The sequence below is a fragment of the Polymorphospora rubra genome (assembly GCF_018324255.1).
Classification (GTDB): Bacteria; Actinomycetota; Actinomycetes; order Mycobacteriales; family Micromonosporaceae; genus Polymorphospora; species Polymorphospora rubra.
In genome coordinates this window covers 8242870-8264694 of the sequence record NZ_AP023359.1, presented here as the reverse complement: position 1 = coordinate 8264694, position 21825 = coordinate 8242870, and the positions used below count along the sequence as shown (strand labels likewise).

At 71.2% G+C, this 21825-nt stretch carries 19 protein-coding genes and 1 pseudogene; 17 read left to right on the top strand and 3 right to left on the bottom strand.

All coding sequences use genetic code 11. From position 1 onward, the window contains the following. Positions 1 to 394 precede the first annotated feature (394 nt). From Prubr_RS36210 to Prubr_RS36195, 4 genes and pseudogenes are all read left to right on the top strand, one after another. The gene (locus Prubr_RS36210) at positions 395 to 1339 is read left to right on the top strand and encodes an ABC transporter ATP-binding protein (RefSeq protein WP_212820221.1); all 945 of its coding nucleotides are present in this window, start codon (positions 395 to 397) and stop codon (positions 1337 to 1339) included. Beyond that, positions 1336 to 2133: an ABC transporter permease gene (locus tag Prubr_RS36205; RefSeq protein ID WP_212820219.1), complete on the top strand. Its 798-nt coding sequence runs from the start codon at positions 1336 to 1338 to the stop codon at positions 2131 to 2133. The genes Prubr_RS36210 and Prubr_RS36205 overlap by 4 nt, the downstream gene beginning before the upstream one ends. 754 nt (positions 2134 to 2887) lie before the next feature. Then, on the top strand, positions 2888 to 4132 hold the full coding sequence (locus Prubr_RS36200) for a chymotrypsin family serine protease (protein WP_212820217.1): 1245 nt from the start codon (positions 2888 to 2890) through the stop codon (positions 4130 to 4132). A 177-nt stretch (positions 4133 to 4309) separates the two neighbouring features. Beyond that, positions 4310 to 4980: pseudogene (locus Prubr_RS36195) on the top strand (DsbA family protein). 130 nt (positions 4981 to 5110) lie between these two features. Here Prubr_RS36195 and Prubr_RS36190 read toward each other — a convergent pair. Together Prubr_RS36190 and Prubr_RS36185 are read right to left on the bottom strand one after the other, a co-directional pair. Next, entirely contained in the window at positions 5111 to 5740 is a 630-nt protein-coding gene (locus tag Prubr_RS36190; protein ID WP_425517969.1) for a vitamin K epoxide reductase family protein, read from the bottom strand. Beyond that, on the bottom strand, positions 5737 to 6381 hold the full coding sequence (locus tag Prubr_RS36185; RefSeq protein ID WP_212820215.1) for a DsbA family protein: 645 nt from the start codon (positions 6379 to 6381) through the stop codon (positions 5737 to 5739). Before Prubr_RS36185 ends, Prubr_RS36190 begins: the two co-directional genes overlap by 4 nt. 330 nt (positions 6382 to 6711) lie before the next feature. Here Prubr_RS36185 and Prubr_RS36180 point away from each other — a divergent pair, with 330 nt between their 5' ends. From Prubr_RS36180 to Prubr_RS36125, 13 genes are all read left to right on the top strand, one after another. Beyond that, a complete protein-coding gene (locus Prubr_RS36180; RefSeq protein WP_212828938.1) occupies positions 6712 to 7056 on the top strand; it encodes an ArsR/SmtB family transcription factor in 345 nt (114 codons plus the stop codon). Further along, positions 7056 to 7775 (top strand): cation efflux transmembrane domain-containing protein, encoded by a 720-nt coding sequence (locus Prubr_RS36175; protein WP_212828940.1) that lies wholly within the window; start codon positions 7056 to 7058, stop codon positions 7773 to 7775. The genes Prubr_RS36180 and Prubr_RS36175 overlap by 1 nt, the downstream gene beginning before the upstream one ends. Positions 7776 to 8411: 636 nt before the next feature. Then, the gene (locus Prubr_RS36170) at positions 8412 to 8612 is read left to right on the top strand and encodes a hypothetical protein (protein ID WP_212820213.1); all 201 of its coding nucleotides are present in this window, start codon (positions 8412 to 8414) and stop codon (positions 8610 to 8612) included. 113 nt (positions 8613 to 8725) lie between these two features. After that, positions 8726 to 10075 (top strand): glycosyltransferase family 2 protein, encoded by a 1350-nt coding sequence (locus tag Prubr_RS36165; protein WP_212820211.1) that lies wholly within the window; start codon positions 8726 to 8728, stop codon positions 10073 to 10075. Positions 10076 to 10094: 19 nt separating this feature from the next. Beyond that, positions 10095 to 11120: an ABC transporter ATP-binding protein gene (locus Prubr_RS36160; RefSeq protein WP_343221567.1), complete on the top strand. Its 1026-nt coding sequence runs from the start codon at positions 10095 to 10097 to the stop codon at positions 11118 to 11120. Beyond that, on the top strand, positions 11117 to 11581 hold the full coding sequence (locus Prubr_RS37930) for an ABC-2 family transporter protein (RefSeq protein ID WP_281425870.1): 465 nt from the start codon (positions 11117 to 11119) through the stop codon (positions 11579 to 11581). Before Prubr_RS36160 ends, Prubr_RS37930 begins: the two co-directional genes overlap by 4 nt. Then, positions 11569 to 11910: an ABC-2 family transporter protein gene (locus Prubr_RS37925; protein WP_281425973.1), complete on the top strand. Its 342-nt coding sequence runs from the start codon at positions 11569 to 11571 to the stop codon at positions 11908 to 11910. The genes Prubr_RS37930 and Prubr_RS37925 overlap by 13 nt, the downstream gene beginning before the upstream one ends. Before the next feature lies 1 nt (position 11911). Continuing rightward, complete coding sequence (locus Prubr_RS36150) at positions 11912 to 12709, top strand: ABC transporter permease (protein ID WP_246568146.1); 798 nt, start codon at positions 11912 to 11914, stop codon at positions 12707 to 12709. Position 12710: 1 nt separating this feature from the next. After that, positions 12711 to 14309, top strand: coding sequence for a nitroreductase family protein (locus Prubr_RS36145; RefSeq protein WP_212820209.1), 1599 nt, complete (start codon positions 12711 to 12713; stop codon positions 14307 to 14309). Further along, positions 14302 to 15186: a TauD/TfdA family dioxygenase gene (locus Prubr_RS36140; RefSeq protein ID WP_212820207.1), complete on the top strand. Its 885-nt coding sequence runs from the start codon at positions 14302 to 14304 to the stop codon at positions 15184 to 15186. The genes Prubr_RS36145 and Prubr_RS36140 overlap by 8 nt, the downstream gene beginning before the upstream one ends. Beyond that, positions 15183 to 15467 carry a hypothetical protein gene (locus tag Prubr_RS36135; RefSeq protein WP_212820205.1) on the top strand — a complete coding sequence of 95 codons (285 nt, stop codon included), beginning with the start codon at positions 15183 to 15185 and terminating at the stop codon, positions 15465 to 15467. Before Prubr_RS36140 ends, Prubr_RS36135 begins: the two co-directional genes overlap by 4 nt. Further along, complete coding sequence (locus tag Prubr_RS36130; protein ID WP_212820203.1) at positions 15395 to 17152, top strand: hypothetical protein; 1758 nt, start codon at positions 15395 to 15397, stop codon at positions 17150 to 17152. The genes Prubr_RS36135 and Prubr_RS36130 overlap by 73 nt, the downstream gene beginning before the upstream one ends. Further along, positions 17149 to 19083 (top strand): TOMM precursor leader peptide-binding protein, encoded by a 1935-nt coding sequence (locus Prubr_RS36125; RefSeq protein WP_212820201.1) that lies wholly within the window; start codon positions 17149 to 17151, stop codon positions 19081 to 19083. The genes Prubr_RS36130 and Prubr_RS36125 overlap by 4 nt, the downstream gene beginning before the upstream one ends. Before the next feature lie 102 nt (positions 19084 to 19185). Here the strand turns inward: Prubr_RS36125 and Prubr_RS36120 are convergent, their stop codons facing one another. After that, entirely contained in the window at positions 19186 to 21450 is a 2265-nt protein-coding gene (locus tag Prubr_RS36120) for a rhamnogalacturonan lyase family protein (RefSeq protein ID WP_212820199.1), read from the bottom strand. Positions 21451 to 21825 lie beyond the last annotated feature (375 nt).

Here is a 21825-nt window from a genome sequence, read left to right as displayed (position 1 = left end):
TCCCGGACACCACGGAAGGAAAAGCTCATGGCATCGGTAACTCTGACCGCTGACCTGATCGACGTCCGGTTCACCGCGACAGAGCGACTCTGGATCGGACGCGAGCGGATCGCGGTTCCCATCGCCGCGGTACGGCAAGCCGCGTGTGTCGACCGGCCACTGTCCCTGGCGCGCGGTGCCCGGCGCGGGTACGTGGTGTCGGGGTTCATCAAGCTCGGCATCTGGGGCATCTTCGGCGGCCCCGCCAACTCGTGTCGGCCCGCCGCGGGAACCCCGGGTTGCATCTCGTCCTGGACCGTGCGGCCGCCGGTGGCGAGTTCGACGAGATCGTGCTGTCCGATCCGGCCGCGCCGGCCCTCGCCCAGGCGATCCGGCAGGCGACGGCGGTACGCCCATGACCCGCGACGACCACCGGATCGAGGTCTCGCACCTGACGAAGCGGTTCGGTTCCGTGACCGCGATCCGCGATCTCAGCTTCACCGTCGAGCCGGGTGTGGTCACCGGGTTCCTCGGCCCGAACGGGGCGGGCAAAACCACCACGATGCGGGTGCTCACCGGCCTGGTGTCGCCCACCTCCGGCACCGCGACCATCGGTGGCCGGCGGTACCGGCAGTTGCCGAGGCCGTCCGGGACGGTCGGTGCCGTCTTCGACGCCGCCACCTTCCACCCTGGACACACGGCCCGCGACCACCTGGGCGTCTACGCCGCGATGGGTGGATACCCGCGCAGCCGGGTTACGGAACTGCTGGAGGCGCTCGCCCTGACCGACGCCGCCGACCGTCGCACCCGTGGCTTCTCCACCGGCATGCGACAGCGGCTCAGTCTCGCGACCGCACTGCTCGGAGACCCACGTGTGCTGCTGCTCGACGAGCCGAGCAACGGCCTCGATCCGTACGGCGTGGCGTGGCTGCGCACCCTGCTGCGCCGCCTGGCCGCCGAGGGGCGCACCGTTCTGGTCTCCAGTCACGTACTCAGCGAGGTCGGGCAACTCGCGGACGATGTGGTGGTGATCCGGGGCGGTGAACTGGTCGCCGCCGGGCCGTGGGCACGGCTCGCGGGGCCGGCCGCGGTGCTGGTCCGCTCCCCGGACGCCGAGGCGCTGGCGGTGATCCTGGCATCCGCCGTCCGGGCGACAGGTGCGGGCGGGTCACGCGTCGAACCGGTCGGGGTCGACCAGTTACGGGTACCCGGCCTGGCCGCACCGGTCATCGCCGACCTGGCCGCGACGCACGGGATACGGATCCACGAACTGGTCACCGAGCACGCCAGCCTCGAGCAGCTCTTCTTCCACCTCACCCCGGACCAGGGGACCACGCGCCGAGAGGCCGGTGCCCGATGACATCGTTGATCAAGGCGGAGTTCCGCCGGCTCCTGGCCACCCGGATGTGGCCCGGACTGCTGCTGATAGCCGCGCTCCTCGGCGGCGGCCTGATCGGCGCCATGACCCTCGTCGGCCCGGAGAACTTCGACCCGCCCATGCCGGGCCTGGACACCGAAGCCGGCATCCGGTCGGTTCTCGGCATCCTCGGCTTCACCGCATTCGTCCCCGCCGCCATCGGTACCGTCGCGGTCACCGCCGAGTACCGGCACCGCACGGTGGGGGTCACCTTCCTGTTCGCACCACGTCGTTGGCAGGTGCTGGCCGCCAAGCTCGTCACGTACGGGATCGCCGGCCTGGCCTACGGAATCGTCCTCGCCGGCACCGCCGCCGCGGCGTTTCTCGGCGTCGCCGCGGCCCGGGGCGTGTCCCTCGGCCTGCCGACCGGCACCGTGCTGGCCCTGCTCGCCCGCATCGCTGTCGCGATGGTGGCGTACCTGCTCATCGGCGTCGCCATGGGCGCACTCATCCGCAACCAGGTCGTGGCCCTGTGCGTGGTCATCGGCTACCTGCATCTGGGCGAGACGGTGCTGATGATGATCCCCGGCGCCAACCTCGTCTATCCGATCCTGCCCGGCGGCGCGACCGCGTCCCTGACCGACTTCACCTACCTGGCCGACGCCATGGCGCAACAACTCGATACCACGACCATCCACCTGCTACCACCCGCGGCCGGCGCCCTGCTGCTGGTGACGTACGCCCTGATCGCCTCCGCCATCGCTGTCGTCGTACCGATGCGCCGCGACATCACCTAACAAAAACCAGTATCCAGGGGGCGAACCGATAGTCGCCCGCGAACCGTCCAACCCCTGACGAATTCCGTTGCGCCAAAACGGTCATATGTCAGGCAAGTCTTCGGACGGGTGCCCGGGACTGCCCGTCGACCGGAGTTGCGTACTGCCGGCTACTGGTCGATGGTGGCTATCGGCGCGTGCGGCCGGCCGAAAGGATCATTTTCGAGGGCGGATCCGCGTCGCGTCGGAGAACGATCCGGCCCGCGAAACCCGGTCCGGGAACACGCCGGAATGTTTCGGTAGGACCTTCACTCACAAGGGCTCTGCAGAAAAGGGGAGACCCGCTGAGAGTTTCGAGCGGTACGAGGCGGAGTTGGCCGGCCACCGGGCGGCGTTCGCTGCCGACGAGGCGGTGTACCCGCTGACGTGGCCGTCGCGCGACAAGCGCCCGGCCCATGACCTGGATTGTCGTGGGTTCGCGCCCGGTGCCGGAAAAGTGTCCGGGGTGTCGATCGATTCCGAGTTGGTGAATCACCCGGGAATGAACGGGCGTGGCGCTTCGAGATGATATTCGCACGGGGGGATGCGAGGAATATTCACCATGAAGTTGACCTGCATATCCATCAATGGAGATCAATGCAATTGTTTCATGTGGCGACTGTGGGCGTATGCGAAAGAATCTTTGCTGATAGTGACTTGCCGCATCCCGGCCGGAACACTACGGAATCGCGGCGGCCAATCGACCGCCGCGATTCCGCAGTAGGAGGTCGCACAGATGATCGGATCACGGTCCGCGAACAGGCGCGCGATTCTGCATCGCGCGCTTGTCACGGCAGGCGTCGCCGTACTCGTCGCCGCGTCGCTCACCAGCCCGGCGTCGGCGGCGCCGAACGCCAAGCCGGTCACGCCCGGCGCGGGGCCGGTCGGCGCCGTACCGGGTGGCTTCGCCGACTGGTCGGAGCTGATCGCCGTCCAGAGCAAGCTCAACGCCGCCGCCGAGAAGGTGGCAGCGGCCAAGAACGCCGGCTTCGCCGGGATCGTCGCCGCTCCCGAGAACCGCGAGGTGCGGGTCTACTGGAAGGGCGACGCCGGCGCCGGCGTGCGTTCACTGGTCACCGACCTGAACCGCAACGTGCCCGTCAAGCTCCTCCCGGCCCGGTTCTCCGAGGCCGAACTGGCTTCCGCGGCCCGCGGCCTCGCCGCCGTACCCAACGTCGTCAACGTCACCCCGGCGGTCGACGGAAGCGGCATCCAGCTCACCGTCGAGGGCAACGGCGCTCAGGTCAGCGCGGCTCCGGCCGTCCGCAACTCCGCCGTGCCGGTCACCATCGTGGCCGGTGGAAAGCCGGTCGCCACCTTCAGCCGGCAGGCCGACACCCCGAACTACTACGGCGGCGGCCGGTTCTGGTCGCCGGGCGGCGGATGCAGCACCGGCTTCGCGATCAACGTGGGCGGCTCCCAGCAGATGCTCACCGCCGGACACTGCGGCGAGAACGGTCAGACCGTGACCACCGGCGCCAACGTCCCGATGGGCACCATCCACAGCAAGATCGCCTGTCAGGACATCGAGATCATCAACACCGGCTCCTGGGGTCGGGTCTTCACCGGCCCGAACAACTCGTCCACCAGCGTCGCCATCGGCGGCACCGCCGGCAGCTTCGTCGGCAACTGGGTCGTCACCAGCGGATCCACCAGCGGCGAGCACAGCAGCGTCCAGGTCACCGCGGTCAACCTCTACCTCTCCATCGGCGGTATCCCGTGCGGCTCCGTCGGACCGCTGGTCCAGGCCCGCCAGACCGCCGGCCTGTGCGCGGTCGCGCCCGGTGACAGCGGCGGCCCGGTGATCGCCTACCGGACCGACGGCAAGGCCAACGCCCTGGGCACCATCACGGCCGGCTCCAACCCCGTCGCGCCCGCCAACTGCCCCGGCACCCTCTTCTCCCCGGGCTACAACTACGTGTACTACATCCCGATCGGCACCTCGCTCGGCAGCTACGGCGCTTCCATCGTCACCAGCTGACCCTCCACGCACGACGCACCGGGCCTGTCGGCGTTGCCAGCCGCCGGGCCCGGTGCTCGCTGTCGGCACCAACCCACACCGTCCACCCGGAGCCGGCCAGGCCGATACAGCCGCGCCTGTATAGTCGGGCGACGGAATGCCAAGATCAGGTCCGTCGGAAGAGTCGAGGATGCGAGCATGACCACGAACATCCGGGTGACTCTCGGGTGGTCGCCGCCGCGCTGCTCGTGGTCGCCGCGCTGCTGGTCGCCAACCGTGGTACCGCACTCGACGTGGCCACCGCCGACGGGAGGGTGGACGCGGCCGTACTCGTCCGCGACGACAGCCACCGCCTGGCCACCGCCGCCGACGGCAGGGTCACCCTGGTCGAGTTCCTCGACTTCGAATGCGAGGCCTGCGGCGCGGCCTACCCGGCGGTCAGGCAGATCCTGGCCGACTACGACGGCCGGATCACCTTCGTCGTTCGGTACTTCCCGATCCCGAGCCATCCCAACGCGGAACTGTCCGCACAGGCCGCACAGGCCGCCGCGAACCAGGGGCGGTTCCCCGAGATGTACGCCCTGCTGTTCGAGAACCAGACCCAGTGGGGACACCAGGAGCAGCCACAGAGCGACCTGTTCGTCGGCTACGCCCAGTCGCTGGGGCTCGACCTCGAACGGTTCCGGCACGACCTGCGGGACCCGGCGACCGCCGCACGCGTCGCCGATGACAGGGCCGACGGCGAACGCGCCGGGGTCCAGGGCACGCCGACGTTCTTCCTCAACGGCCGGCAACTGACGGACGTACGGACCCAGGGCGACCTCGTCGCCGCCATCGAGGGTGCGCTCAGCCAGGACCTGCCACGCTGACGGTTCGGGTAGGCGGCATGACGTGGCGGTGCGTGGTGATCGTTAGCTGTTCCGCCGTTACAGGTACGGCGTGTCGAACTGCCGGGCAGCAGATGATCACGGGTGCCGTGGCGGGCTGCGGGCGGGATAGTCAGAGCAGGGTGCGCCAGTAGTCCCAGAACCGCACCCCGACGAGCGCGGTGAGGATCAGCAGCCAGGTGGTGGGGATGGCGCTGTGTACACGTAGGAGGGTGTCGGTGAGCCGGCGTGGTGCGGGTAGGTGGCCACGGTCGAGGTTGTACAGGGTGGTGTAGGTGAACAGCACGATCATGGCGACCCAGACGACCATGCAGTAGGGACAGAGGGCGCCGATGCGATAGAGGCTCTGAAAGAACAGCCAGTGGACGAACCCGACGCCGAACACGGTGCCGGCCTGCAGGGCGAGCCACCACCAGCGGGGCAGCCGGCCGCCGGCGAGCACGGCGGCGCCGGTGGCGGCGACGACCGGGAACGTGGCCAGGCCGATGAGCGGGTTCGGGAAGCCGAACACCTCGGCCTGGCCGGTGGTCATGATCGACCCGCAGGACAGGATGGGGCTGATGGAGCAGGTGGGCGTGTAGGCGGGGTCCTTGAGCAGGGCGATCTTCTCGACGGTGAGCACGAAGGCGGCGAGGGCGCCGATGAGCCCGCCGATGGTGAGCGTCCAACCGACGATCCGGTCGGTCAGGGCCGGGCCGGCGTCGTGGTGGGTGCCGGCTTGGCCGGCGAGGGTCTGAGTCACGAGTTCAGTGATGCGTCGATGGCGGTCTTGAGCCCGTTGTAGTCGGGGCGGCCGTCGAACCGCCCGCCGTCGATGAAGAACGTCGGGGTGCCCTGCACGCCGAGTGCCTGGCCGTCGGCGGCGTCGGCTTCGATGCGGTCGGCGACCTCGGCGCTGGCCACGTCGGCCCTGAAGCGGGGCATGTCCAGGCCCAGTTCCTCCGCGTACCCCTCGAAGACGGGGGCCTGGGACTGTTGGTTGTGGCCCCACGTGGTCTGGGTGTCGAACAGCTTCTTGTACATCTGCTCGAACCTGCCCTGCCGGGCGGCGGCCTCGGCGGCGTACGCGGCGTTGTAGGCGTTCGGGTGGCTGGCGATCGGGAAGTAGCGGACCACGTAGGTGATGCGGTCGCCGTACTCGGCGCGCAGTTGCTCCACGCCGGGGTAGGCGGCCAGGCACGACTCGCACTCGAAGTCGAGGAACTCGACCACGGTCGTCTTGCCGTCCGCCGCGGTGGACAGCCGGTGGCTGTCGGCGCGCACCAGCGCCTCCGAGGCGGCCACTGTGTCCGTGTCGACGCTCCGGTTGACCACGACGACACCGACCACCACGGCGAGCGCGACGGCCAGCACGCCCAGGGTCACCTTCAGGTTGGTGCTCATACCCGTCTTGCGGATCCTGCGCGTGGCCTTGGCCGCCCTGGTTGCCGTGGCCGTCTTCCGGGCTGCTGTCCGGGCGGCGTCGGTGCTCGCCGGTGCCGGTCGCGCGGGCTGGGTGCGGCCGGCACCGGACGGTGGTTTGGCGGTGCGCTTGCGACTCCTGGCGTTGTTCGCCGCCATGGGACACCCCTTCGTGGGTAGGGCCCTCCGCTCGGGCCGCGGCCCGGAACACCGGCGAGAATACGGCCGCCGCCCCATTGGGCGGCTGGGGCGCGGCTGGGAGTTCGCTGCGAGACGGCCGTCCGACAGTCACTGCCAACAGTACAGCGCATGATGTACTGTCGTGGCGTGGAGACGCTGACGTACGGCCAGGTGCTGGCCCGCTTCGGTCATGCCCTGTCGGATCCGACGCGGGCGCGGCTGCTGCTGGCGCTGCGTGACGGACCCGGATATCCCGCGGAGTTGGCCGAGCTGCTGGGCACCACCCGGCAGAACCTGTCCAACCACCTCGCCTGCCTGCGCGGGTGCGGGCTGGTCGTGGCGGCGCCGCAGGGCCGGCGCACCCGCTACGAACTGGCCGACCCCAGGCTGGCGCACGCCCTCGGTGACCTGCTCGGGCTGGTGCTCGCCGTGGATCCGGCCGCGTGCCCGGACAGCGACGAGAACGGCTGCTGCTGATGAACCTGCCCCTGGTCCGGCCGGCCCCGGTCGGACCGGCGCCCGCGCGGCGGGCGGTGCTCGCCAGGCGGGTACGGCTGCTGGTGGCCGCCACCATCGCCTACAACGTCGTCGAGGCGGTCGTGGCGATCACCGCCGGGACGATCGCCTCGTCCACCGCGCTGATCGGGTTCGGTCTGGACTCGGTCATCGAGGTGTCGTCCGCCGCGGCCGTGGCGTGGCAGTTCGCCGGCCGTGACCCCGAGGCCCGGGAGAAGGTGGCGCTGCGCGTCATCGCCGTCTCCTTCTTCGCGCTGGCCGCCTACGTCACGGTGGAGTCGGTACGCGCCCTGATCGGCGGCGCCGAGCCCGAGCACTCCAGCATCGGCCTGATCCTGGCCGCCCTGTCCCTGCTGATCATGCCCTTCCTGTCGTACGCGCAGCGCCGCGCCGGCCGCGAACTGGGGTCCCGGTCGGCGGTCGCCGACTCCAGGCAGACCCTGCTGTGCACCTATCTGTCCGCCGTCCTGCTCGTCGGTCTCGGGCTCAACAGCCTGTTCGGTTGGTCCTGGGCCGACCCGATCGCCGCGCTGGTCATCGCCGCCGTCGCCGTCAAGGAAGGCCGCGACGCGTGGCGCGGCGACACCTGCTGCAGCCCGGCGGCCGGCCTCGCCCCGGCCGGCGGGGTGGGCGGCACCTGCGCGGATGGCTGCTGCACCCCCGGGGACGCGCGGTGCTGACCGGCCTGGCGCTGATCGGTCAGGCATCTGCCGGCGGCGTAGGGCTCTTCCAGTTCGGTCCCGACGTCGGGGAGAGGGCCCCGAGGTCGAGACGGAAGATCTCGGCCCCGCTGCGACCGGGCGCGGGGAGGGGGCCGTCCCGGTGCGGCGCATGAGGTAACCGGCACCTCCGCTGTCGTCGCCGACGAGCACCCGTCCCGGTGTGTACCCGGCGACCTCGTGGGTGCTGTTCCGCTCGGTGATCTCGTGCGGCCCGTAGATCCTGGTGCCGTCGGGCAGGCACAGGCCCGGGGTCGTACGCCAGAGTTCCGCCATGGCGGGATTGGGGGCGACGCCGGTTCGTCGCGCCAGTCGGCGTGGGCGGCCTGCGCCGCCTCGTCCACCCGCGGCGGCGAACACTCCGCGGCCTCGGCCAGCCATGCGTCGAGCAGCGGGCCCCGGGGTTGAGGCGACGCACGTAACCCGCGTCCGTCTCGTCAGGTGGCGCGGTCGCCACCGCCGGTAGCACGCGTCCGCGCTCGCAGCCGGATTCCGTTCAACGCCAGTTATCTCCCCGTGACCATTCTCGGGTGGAGACCGCATGGGAGCGCTCCCTATATTCATCGCGATGATCACCTCACCTGAAGGAGGTTCGTGATGGGTGGAGCACTTGATCTGTCCGATCTGGACGCCGCCGACATCTCGTGGGTGGACGGCGACGAGCAGTCGACCGGCCTGTACGCGGTGGCACCGGTTGGCAGCGTCGCCGTGACCGAGGGCGCGAGCGACGGCAAGAGCTGCTGCGGCGGTGGCTGCGGCGGCCGGCCCATCCAGTGGTGCTGCATCAACTGCCACTGATCGGGTAACGGGCGCAGGCATGCCGCGACGCGGTGTGCCGGCGGCCGGTTGGGGCGTCGGCGCCGGCGCCCCAACCCCTGACCGCACACGAGGATCCGGGGAGGGATTCAGGGATGGCTTCCGACGTGAACGGCGGTGTCGAACTCAGCGTGGTGATTCCCACGCACGAGGACGCCCAGTGCCTGGAGTTGACGCTGCGATCGTTGTGTCGGCAGAGCCTGGCACCGGAGCGGTTCGAGGTGATCGTGGTCCGCGACGGCGGTGACGCCGGCGACTACACCGACGTCGCCGACGCCGGCAAGGGACTGAACCTGCGGCTGATCGAACTGGCCGAGCGTCAGGGCCGGGCGGCGGCGCGTAACGCGGGGGTACGGCACGCAACGGCCGACCTGCTGCTGTTCCTCGACTCCGACTCGTACGCCACACCCGAGCTGCTGGCCCGACACCTGACCCACCACCTGGACACCGACCGGCCCGCGGTCCTGATCGGGCGGCGGGACGAACTGGGGCTGCCCCACGTCAACGCCGCGCTGGCCGGCGAGCCGACCATCCGGGTCCCGAACCGGCGCGCCGACGGTGGCGGTGACCTGCGGTTTCCGGCCGGGTACCCGGCCGGCGAGGAATGGTTGCAGGCGGGCTGGATGTTCGCGTTCACCCACAACGTGTCGGTCTCCCGGGAGCTGATCGACGAGGTCGGCGGGTTCGACGAGCGGTTCGGACTGCGCTGGGGCCTGGAGGACATCGAGCTGTTCTACCGGGTGCACAAGCATCTCGGGCTGCTCGAACGCAACTTCGCCTACGACGACGCGGCGGCCGCCTACCACCTGCCCCACCACCGCAACATCGACCGGAACTGGCAGGACTTCGCGGACAACCGTGGTCTCGCCGCCGAGAAGGACCTCGTCGTCGAGTGGGAGTTCGTCGGCATGCTGGAGGCCTACGACTCGGCGGAGCGGGTGGTGCACTACCGCGCCTCGATCGCCGACTGCCTGGCCCGGTCGGCCTGCCGGATCGGGCCCGCCGTCGAGCTTCTTCCGCCGTACCTGCCCGGCCACCGGGTGCTCTGGATCGGCACCGGCAGTGACCGGACGACCCTGCCCGAGGGGGCCCTGACCTTCGACTACGCCGCCCCGGCCGGCCCCACCAACTATCACCTGATCGGCATGAACCCGCCGATCGCCCCGGGCAGCCTCGACGCCGTGGTCAGCGTCGACTTCTGGCGCTACCTGCGGTGGGACGACCTGTGCCAGTTCATCAACGTCGCCGGTGCCCTTGCCGGGGAGGTCCACCTGGTCAGCACCGGAGCCGCACTCTCCGGCGCGGTCGACCCGGACGCGTCGACCTTCGGCTACCTCACCCGTGTCCTGCGGACCGCGTTCGGGACCGCCGTCAGCGAGGTCGACGGCCTGGGCACGGTGCTGCGCCTGCGCCCGCACCTCCCACCGGCCGCCGCGACCGAGTGACCCCAGGCTGACCACGCTGATGACGCCCATCCCTGTGATCGAGGCCCGCGGGCTGACCAAGACGTTCCGGATGCCCGACAAACGGCCGGGGCTGACCGGATCACTGCGCCATCTCGTCCGGCCCCGGCACCGCTCGCACACCGCCGTGGACGGCATCGACCTGACCGTCGTGGCCGGGGAGGCCGTCGCCTACGTGGGGCCCAACGGCGCCGGCAAGTCGACCACCGTCAAGCTGCTCACCGGCATCCTCCAACCGACCGCGGGGCAAATCGAGGTCTGCGGCATCGTCCCGCACCGCCACCGGTTCGCCAACGCGCGCAACATCGGGGTGCTCTTCGGCCAGCGCAGCCAGCTCTGGTGGGACCTCCAGGTTCGCGACTCACTGTCGCTGTTGCGCGACATCCACCGCATTCCACGCCGCCGGTACGAGGAACGGCTCGCCGAGTTCGACGCGTTGCTCGGCCTGGGGGAGTTGCTGCCGGTGGTGGCCCGCCGGCTCTCCCTCGGCCAGCGGATGCGGGCCGACCTGGCCGCCGCGCTGCTGCACTCGCCGTCCGTGGTGTTCCTCGACGAACCCACCATCGGGCTGGACATCATCGCCCGCCAGGCGGTCCGGGACTTCCTCCGGTCCCAGTGCCGCGGCGGCACGACGGTGCTGCTGACCACGCACGACATCGGTGACATCGAGCAGGTGTGCCAGCGCCTGGTGATCATCGACGGTGGTCGGGTCATCTTCGACGGGCCGATCGACGTTGTACGCGAGCAGGTCGCCCGGCAACGCACGCTGCACCTGACGCTGGACGCCGACTGGGCCGGAAGCCTCGACACCGACCTGCCGGGCACCCACCTGTCCCCGGGGACGTCACCCCGGCACATCTCGATCGCCTTCGATCACGCGACCTACGGCGCGGGCGAGATCGTGGCGGCGGTGGCCGCCCGGGCCCCGGTCGTCGACCTGCGGATCGACGAGCCGTCGATCGAGGACGTGGTACGCCGGGCGTACGCGGGCGAACTCGGGCGGCCGACCTCGGCGACGCCGGCATGAGACCGTACCGGAGTCTGGCCCGGATGGCCTGGTCCACCGTCCTGGTCTACCGGGGTGAATTCCTGCTCCAACTCGCCGGGGTCGCCGTGCAGACCGTGGCGCTGTTCGCGGTGTGGCGCGCGTTGTTCGCCGCCGACCCCGGGGGCGAGATGGCCGGCCTGTCCTGGGAGCAGATGAAGGCGTATCTCTTCGTCGCCTTCCTGACCGGCACCCTGCTGTCCGGCTTCACCGACGGGCAGATCGCCATCCGGGTGCTGGACGGTTCGGTGGCCCTCGACCTGGTCCGGCCGATCGACTACCAGTTGGCGCGGTTCGCCGAGTCGGTCGGCTATCTCGTCGGTGAGCTGTTCGTGGTCGCGGTGATGGGCTCGGTCCTCCTGGTGGCGTTCGGGGGATGCCGCTTCCCGACCCCGCCCAGGCCGGGTTGTTCCTGCTCAGTCTGCTCGCGATGGTGCCGCTGAAGTTCGCACTGGTCTATCTGGTCGGGCTGGCCTGCTTCTGGACGGGCAACTTCCACGGCCTGAGCCTGTCCCGGGTCGCGATCACCAACATCCTGTCCGGCGCGCTGGTGCCGATCGCCCTGTATCCCGGATGGCTGCAGACGATCTGTGCCTGGTCGCCGTTTCCCGGCATCGTCTCCACCCCGGCGCTGATCTTCCTGGGCCAGGTCCGGGGCGCCGAATCGGCGTACCTGATCGGCACCCAGTTGCTGTGGGTCGCGGTGCTCTGGATCGGCGCCCGGCTGCTCTGGCGCGTCGCGGTACGTCGGCTCGTGGTGCACGGGGGCTGACATGAGCGGGCTGATCGAGGCGGTACGGATCTACCGGCGGCTGCTCGGGGCGCACCTGCGTGCCGTCCTGGAATACCGGGCCGACGCGTTGCTCACCATCGGGGCCGCCGTACTGGGCCAACTGGCCGGGCTGGTCTTCGTGGCCACGATCTTCCGGCAGGTGCCCGTCCTGCAGGGCTGGACGCAGTGGGAGGTCCTCTGCGTCTGCGCGATGGTGATGCTCGCCGAGGGGATCGGCTCGCTGTTCTTCGAAGGTGCCTGGCATCTCAGCGGCATGGTGAACCTCGGCGCCCTGGACTACCTGCTGGTCCGTCCCTACCCGGTGGTGCTCCAGGTGACCGGTGCGGCCGTCGGCGTCAACGGCCTGGGCAACGTCGTGTTCGGCACGTTGCTGCTGGCCGCGTCGGTCGGCCGGATCGACGTGGCCTGGTCACCGACCACCGTGCTGTGGGCGGGGCTCCTGCTGGCCAGCGGGCTGCTGGTGAAGACCGCCGTCAACCTCGCGACCAACGCGCTGGCGTTCTGGCTGCTGAGCCCGTCGAACTCGATCGCGGTCAGCGTGCACATGCTCGGCGACCTGGCCCGGTATCCGCTGACCGTCTACGGCACCGGCGTGCGGTCGCTGCTGACCATCGTCCCGGTCGCCTTCGTCGGCTATTTCCCCGCCGCGGCACTGCTCGGCAAGGGCGTCCCGGCCACGGTCGGCACGCTGACCCCGGTCGTCGCGCTGGCCTGCGCCTTCGGTGCCTGGCGGGTCTTCGAGGCCGGGCTGCGTCGTTACGAAAGCGCGGGAAACTGAGATGGAACCCCAACCGCAGAGCCGGCCCGGGCCGGAGGGCGTCGAGGGCGTCGTCGAACGCTATCTGAACGCGGTGCGCGCCCAGAGCGCCGCCGTACCCGCCTCCTACCCGCCGCCGCGGAGCAAACGCTATCCGGGCAGCCCGCGTACACCGTTGCCCTGGCCGGGACCGGGGGCACCACCGCTGACCGGTGCCGGCCTCGACCGGCTCAGCGCACTGCTGCTGGGCTACGGACCGCGTCGGGTGGAGACGCTGACCTCCGCCGGGCTGTCGGCGTTGACCGGCACCCCGTCGAGCGGACCGGTCTTCGCCCGCGTCCTGCCCGCCTGGTTCACCCTGCGCCGGTCCGTACCGTCCGGTGGTGCCTACTATCCCGGCGAGATCTACCTCGCCTGGACCGGGTCCGCCGAGCTGCCCGCCGGCGTCTACCACTACGACCACGTACATCACTGCCTGGAACTGCTCCGCTCCGCGAGCCCGGTCGCCGAACTGGACCGACTGTTGGGCGCGACGGGAACCCCGGCGAACGGGGCACGCCGGAGCGCCCTGCTGCTGGCCTGCCGGCCGTGGAAGAACAGCGGCAAGTACCGGGCGTTCGGCTACCAGCTGGGCACCATCGACGTCGGTGTCCTACTCGGACAGTTGCTCACGTCGACACCGGCCGCCACCGTCCACCTGGCTCCCGATCCGCGGGCCGCCGACGACCTGCTCGGACTCGACGGCGTGGTGGAGAGCGTCTACGCGGTGATCGAGCTCCCCACCACCGCGACGGTCGAGCCCGACGCCCCGCCGGACCGGACCCCGCCGCCGGACCCGGTCGGCCTGACCAACGACCGGCTCGCCCTGGCCGACGCCGATCCCAGCGCGGTCGCCCTGCACCGGGCCATCTCGGCCGGGGGTGACGCGGCGGTCCGCGCGGATCCCCACCCGCCGGACACCGGGGCGGCGGCATCACCACCGCCGCCCACCACGGCACCGGTCCGCCTGCCCGAGGTCACGTCCCTGGATTTGGCCGGCGCCGCCGCCGGCCGGGTCTCGGCCAGCGACCTCGCCCCCGGCCTGCGCCTCGGGCAACTCGCGGACATCCTCGCGTACGCCGGCGGTCACCGGGCCACCACCACCGCACTGGACACCCTGTCCCGGCACCCGCTCCACCCGTCGCTGTGGTGCCTGGTCAGTCAGGTCGACGGGCTGCCGCCCGGCGCCTACCGGTACGACCCGCGACAGCACCTGCTGTGGCCATCGGCCGGCACCGGGCCGCAGGCCCCGACCACCAACGTGGTCGACCGCCGGATGGCCACCGCCGGCGTCACCGTCTTCGTCGTCGCCGGGGGCCACCAACCGATGGCCGACCTGACGCCCACGGCGTTCCGCCAACTCCACCTGCTCACCGGTGCCGTCGTACAACTGACCGCCCTGGCCTGCCAGGCGGTCGGCGCGGCGGCCCGCCCGATCGGCGGGTTCTCGGCCCGCGACGCCGCCGAACAACTGGGACTGCCCCACGGACACACCCCCGTGGTGCAGCTCCTGCTCGGTGCGCCGAAACCGCGTGCCGGACTGCTGGCCGTGGCACTCACGGAAGGAACCTCGGATGCATGACGACCAGATCCCGGTGCTGACCGGCCAACCGGCACCGGACACGGTCCTGGCGACCCTGGCCCGACACGGCGCGGCGCTGCTCCGCGACGGCGGCTGGCGGCGCGAGACGTTCGTACGGCTCGGCGACGCGTTGATGACACCACTGCCGTACGACGGCGCGTTCCACGACGAGCGGGACGTCGTCGGTGACGACCCGACCACGACCACGGTCACCCGGGGCACCCGGGGAATGCCGCTGCACCGCGAGGCGTCGTACGCCCCGGGCTCGCCCGACCTGCTGACCTTCCTGTGTGAACGACCGGCGGCCGACGGCGGCGGCACGACGCTCTGCGACGGGGTCGCGCTGCTCGCCGCCCTGCCCGAGCCGGTGCGTGAGCAGTTCGAACAGATGGAGATCACCTGGGAGAGCCGGATGTCGACCGCCGCCTGGCAACGAATGTTCGGGACCACCGACCGGTCCGTGGCACAAGGCGCGCTGCGGCGGTGGGAGCCGTACCTGCGGCCGTGGGAGTCGATCCACGTCGACTTCACCGACGAGGCGATGACGATCGGCTTCGGGACCCGCTGCACCCCGCCGACCGTGTTCGGCACCGTTCCCGCCTTCTGCAATTCCCTGTTCATCAGCCGGCCGCGCGACGACGAGTACCGGGACCGGCGGCTGCGGGTGCGGACCCCGGCCGGGACAGCGGTCGACGACGACCTCGTCGCCACCGCCGCCGCGGCGGCCGCGGACCTCACCGTCGCCGTGCCCTGGCAGGCGGGTGACGTCCTGGTCGTCGACAACTCCCGGTACCTGCACGGCCGCCAGGCATTCCAGGACACCGGACGCGCCGTCCTCGTCCGGATGGGCATGCTCGACCGGGCGGTGGCCGCATGAGAGCCAAGCTGCGCGACGACCTGATGTATGTGGCGACCGAGGCCGGCGTCTACCTCGAGACGGGCACGACCAGCACCGAGATCAGTGGCGGGGCCGCGTACGGACTGATCCGGCGGATCGCCCCGCACCTGGACGGCAGCCGGACCGTCGCGGAACTGACCGAAAGCCTGCCCCCGACCAACAGCGGCTGGTCACCAATCTGGTCGCCATGCTCGTCCACCGTGGCATCGCCCGTGACCTGGACCGGGAGCCGCCCCACCGGCTACAGGACTGGGAACTGAGCCGATACCGGCAGGCGATCTCCTTCGCCGAACACGCCGCCGACGCCCCGCTGCACCGCTTCGAATCCTTCCGCAACAGCCGGGTCCTGCTCATCGGCGCCGGACCGGGCCTGGCCACACTGGTCCAGACCCTCTTCGACCTCGGACTGCGGACGGCCACTCTGGTCGAAACCGCCGAGTCACCGACCGACACGGCCGCCTGCCAGCGGATTCTCGACCGCTGCCGGGCCGATGACCCGACCGTCGAGCTGAGTCTGCGTCCGCAGCGCGCCGGCGACCTCGCCGACGACACCGCGCTGGCCGCACTGGTCGGTGAATACGACGCCGTGCTGCACTGCACCGACCGGCTGATGGCCGGCCGGGCGCTGACCCTGAACCGGGTGGCCCGCGCACACGGGGTACCGGTGCTGCATGCCCTCGCCACCGCCGACAGCGCCTGGGTCGGCCCCACCGGCGGTGGAGCTGTCGGCGGCTGCTGGGAGTGCGCGGTCTGGAGCCTGCACGGCACCGGCCGGTCCGGTGACGCCCCGCTGGAAGCGGACCAGCCGGACCCCGTCCCGGAATACCTCACCGCTCCGGTCGGCGCGCTCATCGGAACGGCGCTCGGCTTCGGCTACTTCCGGCACGCAGTCGGTGCCGAGACCGTCGCCACCAACCGCATGACCCACATCGACCTGGAATCGGCGGTCACCAGCGAGCACCTGCTCGGCGTCCATCCCCGCTGCCGCTCCTGCCGCGGTTCCCTGCCGGCGGAACCGCTTGCCGAGCGGATCGCGCTGATGGCGCGCCGGACCCCGGTCGACGCCGAGACGTTCGCGACCCGGGTGGCCACCCTGATCGACCCACGACTGGGGCCGGTCCTCGACATAGGCACCGGTCGGCAGTCACAGCTGTCGGTGAGCTGCATCGAGGCGACCGTCGCCGACGTGGCCGGCACCGGGACCGGGCCGACGACCGTCACCGCCATCGGAAACAGTCGCCGGCAGGCGCTGAGCCGTGCGGCGGTGGCCGCGGTGGAGTCGCTCGCCGGACGGGCGGCCACGGCGACGGACACCACGCCGGCCGGAACCACCGACCCGTTTCACTGGTGGGACCCGGCCACGGGCGAGGTCGTCCCGGCGAAGCCTGCGGCACCGCTGGTGGCCGCCGGATTCACCTGGGCGGAGGCCCTGGGGAGGGCGCTGCTCAGGCTGCGCCGTTCGGCGGTGACGCCGCCGGACGCCGGCCAGTTGCCCGGCTCACCCACCGACCCGACGGTCCCGGCCGGCTCCACAATCGACCCGGCCGAGTGGCCCGAACCAGTCCGGACCATGGCGGCGGACATGAGCGTCCTCGGACACGACCTGCACGCCTGGCACGACGCCTCCAGCACCCCGACGGTCTTCGTCGGAACCACCTCCGGCTGGCTCGCCCACACCACCGCCCCGGACACCGACACCGCCCTCGAACAGGCGATGCAGGCGGCGGTCGCCGGCCTCACCGGACGCAGTCCGGCCGGCGCGGACGTGGGTCCGGACCTCGGTGCGGGCGACTGGGACACCTGGCTCGCCCCACTACTGAAGGAGTTGACCGACTCGGGGCAGCGGCTGCTCCTGCGGCCGGTCGACCACCTCCGCGACACACGGGACGTGCTTCCGTTCGTTGTCGAAGCCATGCTGACGCCCGGACCCGGGAGCATCGGATGACCGAGACGATGATCGCGCCGACGCGGGCCGTTCAGATCCACGGGGACGGCATCCTGTTCCAGGCCGTGGCGGCGGCGACGGACCGGCTCCGGACCGACCACGACCGCGCTGTCGACCTGTTCGTCGTCGACGGCGTCGACCGGGCCGACCAGGTGTTGGACGCGGCCCGCACGGCCTATCGGGACGGCCGGGACTTCCTACCGGTCTACCCGACCCCGCGCGGAGTCCGGATCGGTCCGTTCACCGTGGCCGGGCACCCCGGATGCCATCACTGCGTACGGGTCCGCGAAGGCCGGGCGCGGGTCACCGGAACACCCCAGCGGTCGGCTCTCTGGCAGGGCCTGTACGAGGGATCCGTCACCGCGCCGCCTCCCGTTCTCGGCCCGCCGGTGCTCACCACCGTGGCCGCGTTGGTGACCGACGAACTGGCGCGCGTGGCCCGCGGTGCCGCACCCCGCTGCGCCGACGCGGTACTGGAGGTCACCACCGCCAACCTGGCGGTCAGCCGGCACCGGTTCATCGCCGACCCCGAGTGCCCGATGTGCTCGACACTGCCGGACGACGGTCCCGAGGCCGGCAGCTTCACACTGGTGTCCCGGCCGAAACCGGCTCCCGACGACTACCGCGCCCGCAGCCTCGCCGCCGAGCACGAGCGGCTGCTGGAAACCATGGTCGACGTCGAGACCGGCCTGATCTCGTCGATGACCGTCCACCACAACCACCCCATGATCCTGGCCGCGGCCATCGGCGGGCCGGCATGCTGCACCGACCTGTCCGGCTACGGGCGCACGTTCAGCTATCCCGCCAGCGTCTCGGTCGCCATCGCCGAAGCGCTGGAGCGGCTGGGCGGCACCCTGCCCCGGTCCCGCCGGACCCGGGTACGCGCCACGTTCGGTGAGCTCGGCCCCGAGCGTGCGGTCGAACCACCGACCCTGGGACTGCCTGACGCCCCACCGCACGAACACGCCGTGCGCTACTCCCCGGATCTGCCGGTGGAGTGGGTGTACGGCTACTCCTTCCGCCGGGGCGGCCCGGTCCTGGTCCCGGAGAGTTCGGCCTACTACGGCTCCCATGCGACAGCCTTCGGACTGGAGAGCTCCAACGGCTGCGCGCTCGGCGGAAACCTGGAAGAGGCCATCCTGCACGGCATCTTCGAGGTGGCCGAACGCGACGCCTTCCTGGCCACCTGGTTCGCCCGGCTGCCGGTTCCACGGGTCGACCCGCTGACCTCCGCGGATCCGATGACCCGGCTGCTGGTGCGCTGGCTGGAACGGTCCACCGGAAGTCGGCTGCACGTCTTCGACATCACGATGCCGGAGGGGGTTCCCGCGCTCTGGTTGATGCTGGTGGACGAGACAGGTCGTACGGGTCAACCCAAGGCGTTCTGCGGTGCGGGTGCGCACCTCGACCCCGAACGGGCACTGTGGTCCGGGCTGGTCGAACTGGCCAGTGTCGCCGACGCCACGAAGGAGATGGTGGCCGGCGACACCACGGCACCGGGGTTGGTCGCCGACTCCGACCTGGTCCGGTCGATGGAGGATCACGCTCTGGTCGCCGCCTCCCCGGACAGTTGGGACCGGTTCGGCTTCCTCTACCGACGCGACGAAGTCGTCTCGATGGAGACCGCGTTCCCGCCCTCGAAGCGTTACCGGCCCGCCACTGATCTGCTCGAGGACCTGCGATGGATCGTGGGCCGGTATCTCGACAGCGGTCTGGACGTGGTCGTCGTCGAGCAGACGGCCCGGGAGCAGGCCGCCGTCGACCTCACCTGCGTCAAGGTCATCATTCCGGGCACGCTGCCGATGGTCTTCGGGCACCGGAACCGGCGGGTCGACCTGCCACGGCTGCGGGAGCTTCCGGTACGGCTGGGCTACCGGTCCACACCGCTGCCTCCCGAAGAGATCAACCCCTATCCGCATCCGTTCCCCTGAACGGATCGGGGTGGCCCCGGGCCGGGTGGCCCCGGGCCGGGTGGCCCGGGCCGGGTGGCCCCGGGCCGGGTGGCCCGGGCCGGGTGGGCCCGGGCCGGGTCGTCAGCGTAGGTAGACGTCGGGGGTGGGTGGGGTGGACATGCCGGCGCCGATGAAGAAGCTCGGGTGCGGCGGCTGGTTGTAGGCGGTGTTCTGCCAGGCGATCGCCACCCGGTACTGCAGGTCGTGCATCAGGGTGTGGATCCGGCGGTCGGTGGGGGTCGGGGTGCTGTAGATCCGCAGCGCCCGGCTGTCCGTGGTGCGCCAGACCACCTCTTCGCGCCAGTCGCCGAGGATGTCGCCGGACAGGGCCGGAGTGGCCTTGGTGCCGTTGTTCGACGCCACCCCGCTGCCGTTGAGCAGCCGGGTGTCTCCGCCGGTGCCGTACTTGTCGATGCGGGTGGCGTCGAGCAGTTCCCGGACCGGGTCGCCGTCCCACCAGATGAGGAAGTTCGTCGAGGACGGCTTGCGGCCGATGTTCGCCCCGGTGACGCTGCGCAGTCCGTCGACGGCCGACGACCAGGCTTCGGCGCCCGGGCTGCCGGCGTGGATGTCGCCGGCGACGCCGCGTCCGTTGTCGCCGCCGGGCGCCGTCTGCCAGATCGGCTGCCCGGTACGGGCGTCGGCGAACCACGACGACGGACTGGACGCGTTCTCGCTGACCTTGAAGTACTCCAGGCCCGGCCGGCTCGGGTCGAGGTCGCCGACGTGGCCGGCGTCGCCGTGCCCGAGCCGGTTGGTCCACAGGCCCCGCCCGTCGTCGTCGACCACCATCGCGCCGTAGACGACCTCCTGCCGGCCGTCGCCGTCGACGTCGGCGACCGACAGCGAGTGGTTGCCCTGCCCGGCCCACGCCGATCCGTTGGTCGAGGAGTTGGAGTCGAAGGTCCAGCGCCGGGTCAGCGCGCCGTTGCGGTAGTCCCAGGCGACGACGACCGAGCGGGTGTAGTAGCCGCGGGCCATGATCAGCGACGGGCGGGTGCCGTCGAGATAGGCGGTGCCGGCCAGGAACCGGTCCACCCGGTTGCCGTACGAGTCGCCCCACGACGAGACGGTGCCCCGGGCCGGTACGTAGTCCGTGGTGGCCGCGATCGCGCCGGTCCGGCCGTCGAAGACGGTCAGGTACTCCGGGCCGGCGAGCACGTAGCCGGAGGAGTTGCGGTGGTCGGCCGACGCCGAACCGATCACCTGGCCGGTGCCGGAGCGGGTGCCGTCGGCGGTCTTCATGGCGACCTCGGCGCGGCCGTCGCCGTCGTAGTCGTACACCTGGAACTGGGTGTAGTGCGCGCCGGCCCGGATGTTGCGGCCCAGGTCGATGCGCCACAGCCGGGTCCCGGTCAGCGTGTACGCGTCGACGTAGACGTTGCCGGTGTAGCCGGACTGCGAGTTGTCCTTGGCGTTCGACGGGTCCCACTTGACCACGAACTCGTAGCGGCCGTCGCCGTCGAGGTCACCGACCGAGGCGTCGTTCGCCGAGTAGGTGTACGACTCGCCGGAGGGGGTGCTGCCACCCGCCGGAACCTGCAACGGCACGTCCAGGTAGCCGCTGGGGAACTGCAGCGCGGCCGGGGACGCTGCCTGCTCGACCCCGTTCACCACGGCCCGGACGGTGTAGCTGGCGTTGGCGGCGGCGCCGGCGTCGAGGTAGTTGGTGGCGCCGGTGATCGGCGTCGGGTTCAGCCTGGCGCCGCCCCGGTAGAGGTTGAACGACACCCCGGTGGTCTCGGTGCCCAGCAGGCGCCAGGACACCAGGTTGGCGTTGCCGGACCGGACACTGACCAGGCCCCGGTCCAGGTTCTCGGCCTGCCGGGTTCCGGGCGCCGGTGGCGGGGTCGTGGGCGGCGGGGTCGTCGGCGGCGGCGTGGTCGGTGGCGGCGTGGTCGGGCCCGCGGTGGTGCCGGTCGGCGTGACGCCACCGGTGCACGTGGTGCCGTTGAGTACGAAGCCGGACGGCACCGGATTGGTGGTGCCGGTCCAGGAGCCGTTGAAGCCGAACGCGACGTTGCCGTTCGTGGCGATGGCGGCGTTGTAGTCGACGTTGCGGGCGGTCACCTGGGCGCCGCTCTGCTCGACGGTGGCGTTCCAGGCCTGGGCGACCTGCTGGCCGGCGGCGTACGACCAGGTCAGGGTCCAACCGTCGATCGGATCCCCGAGGTTGGTGACGGTGACGTTGGCGCCGAAGCCGCCCTGCCACTGGTTGGTGATCTGGTAGTCGACCCGGCAACCGGCGGCGGCCGCCGATGCGAGCACGGCACCGAAGGTGCTGAGTGCCAGCGCGCCGAGCGCGGTGGCGGCGAGCAGGGTTGGTCGATGTCTGGACGGGTGCATGGACGATCGCCTCCGGGAATCCGGATGCGCACCACCGGAGTTCTGCGGCCGGGACAGGCATCCGCCGGAGTCGCCGGTCTGCCCGGGACGGCGTCCGCCGGCCTGCCCGGGCACGGCGGTGGATGCAGCGGTGGGGCCGCAGATCGGGTGGAAACGCTGTTCAAAGGACGGATCCGGCTCTCCCGAATCGTAGGGGAACCGCTTTCCAGGCACAACATCGACCGCTGACGCTGGATCGCGGAGCGCGAACCTCCAGTCGTCCGTGGCCGGCGCGAAGCCTTGCGCGACGAGGTGGCGGTGGCGTCCGCGAAGTGGCGCACAGGGCACGAAGGCATCGATAACCTTGCATGTCTCGCCTTCCTTCGTGTAGTAAGA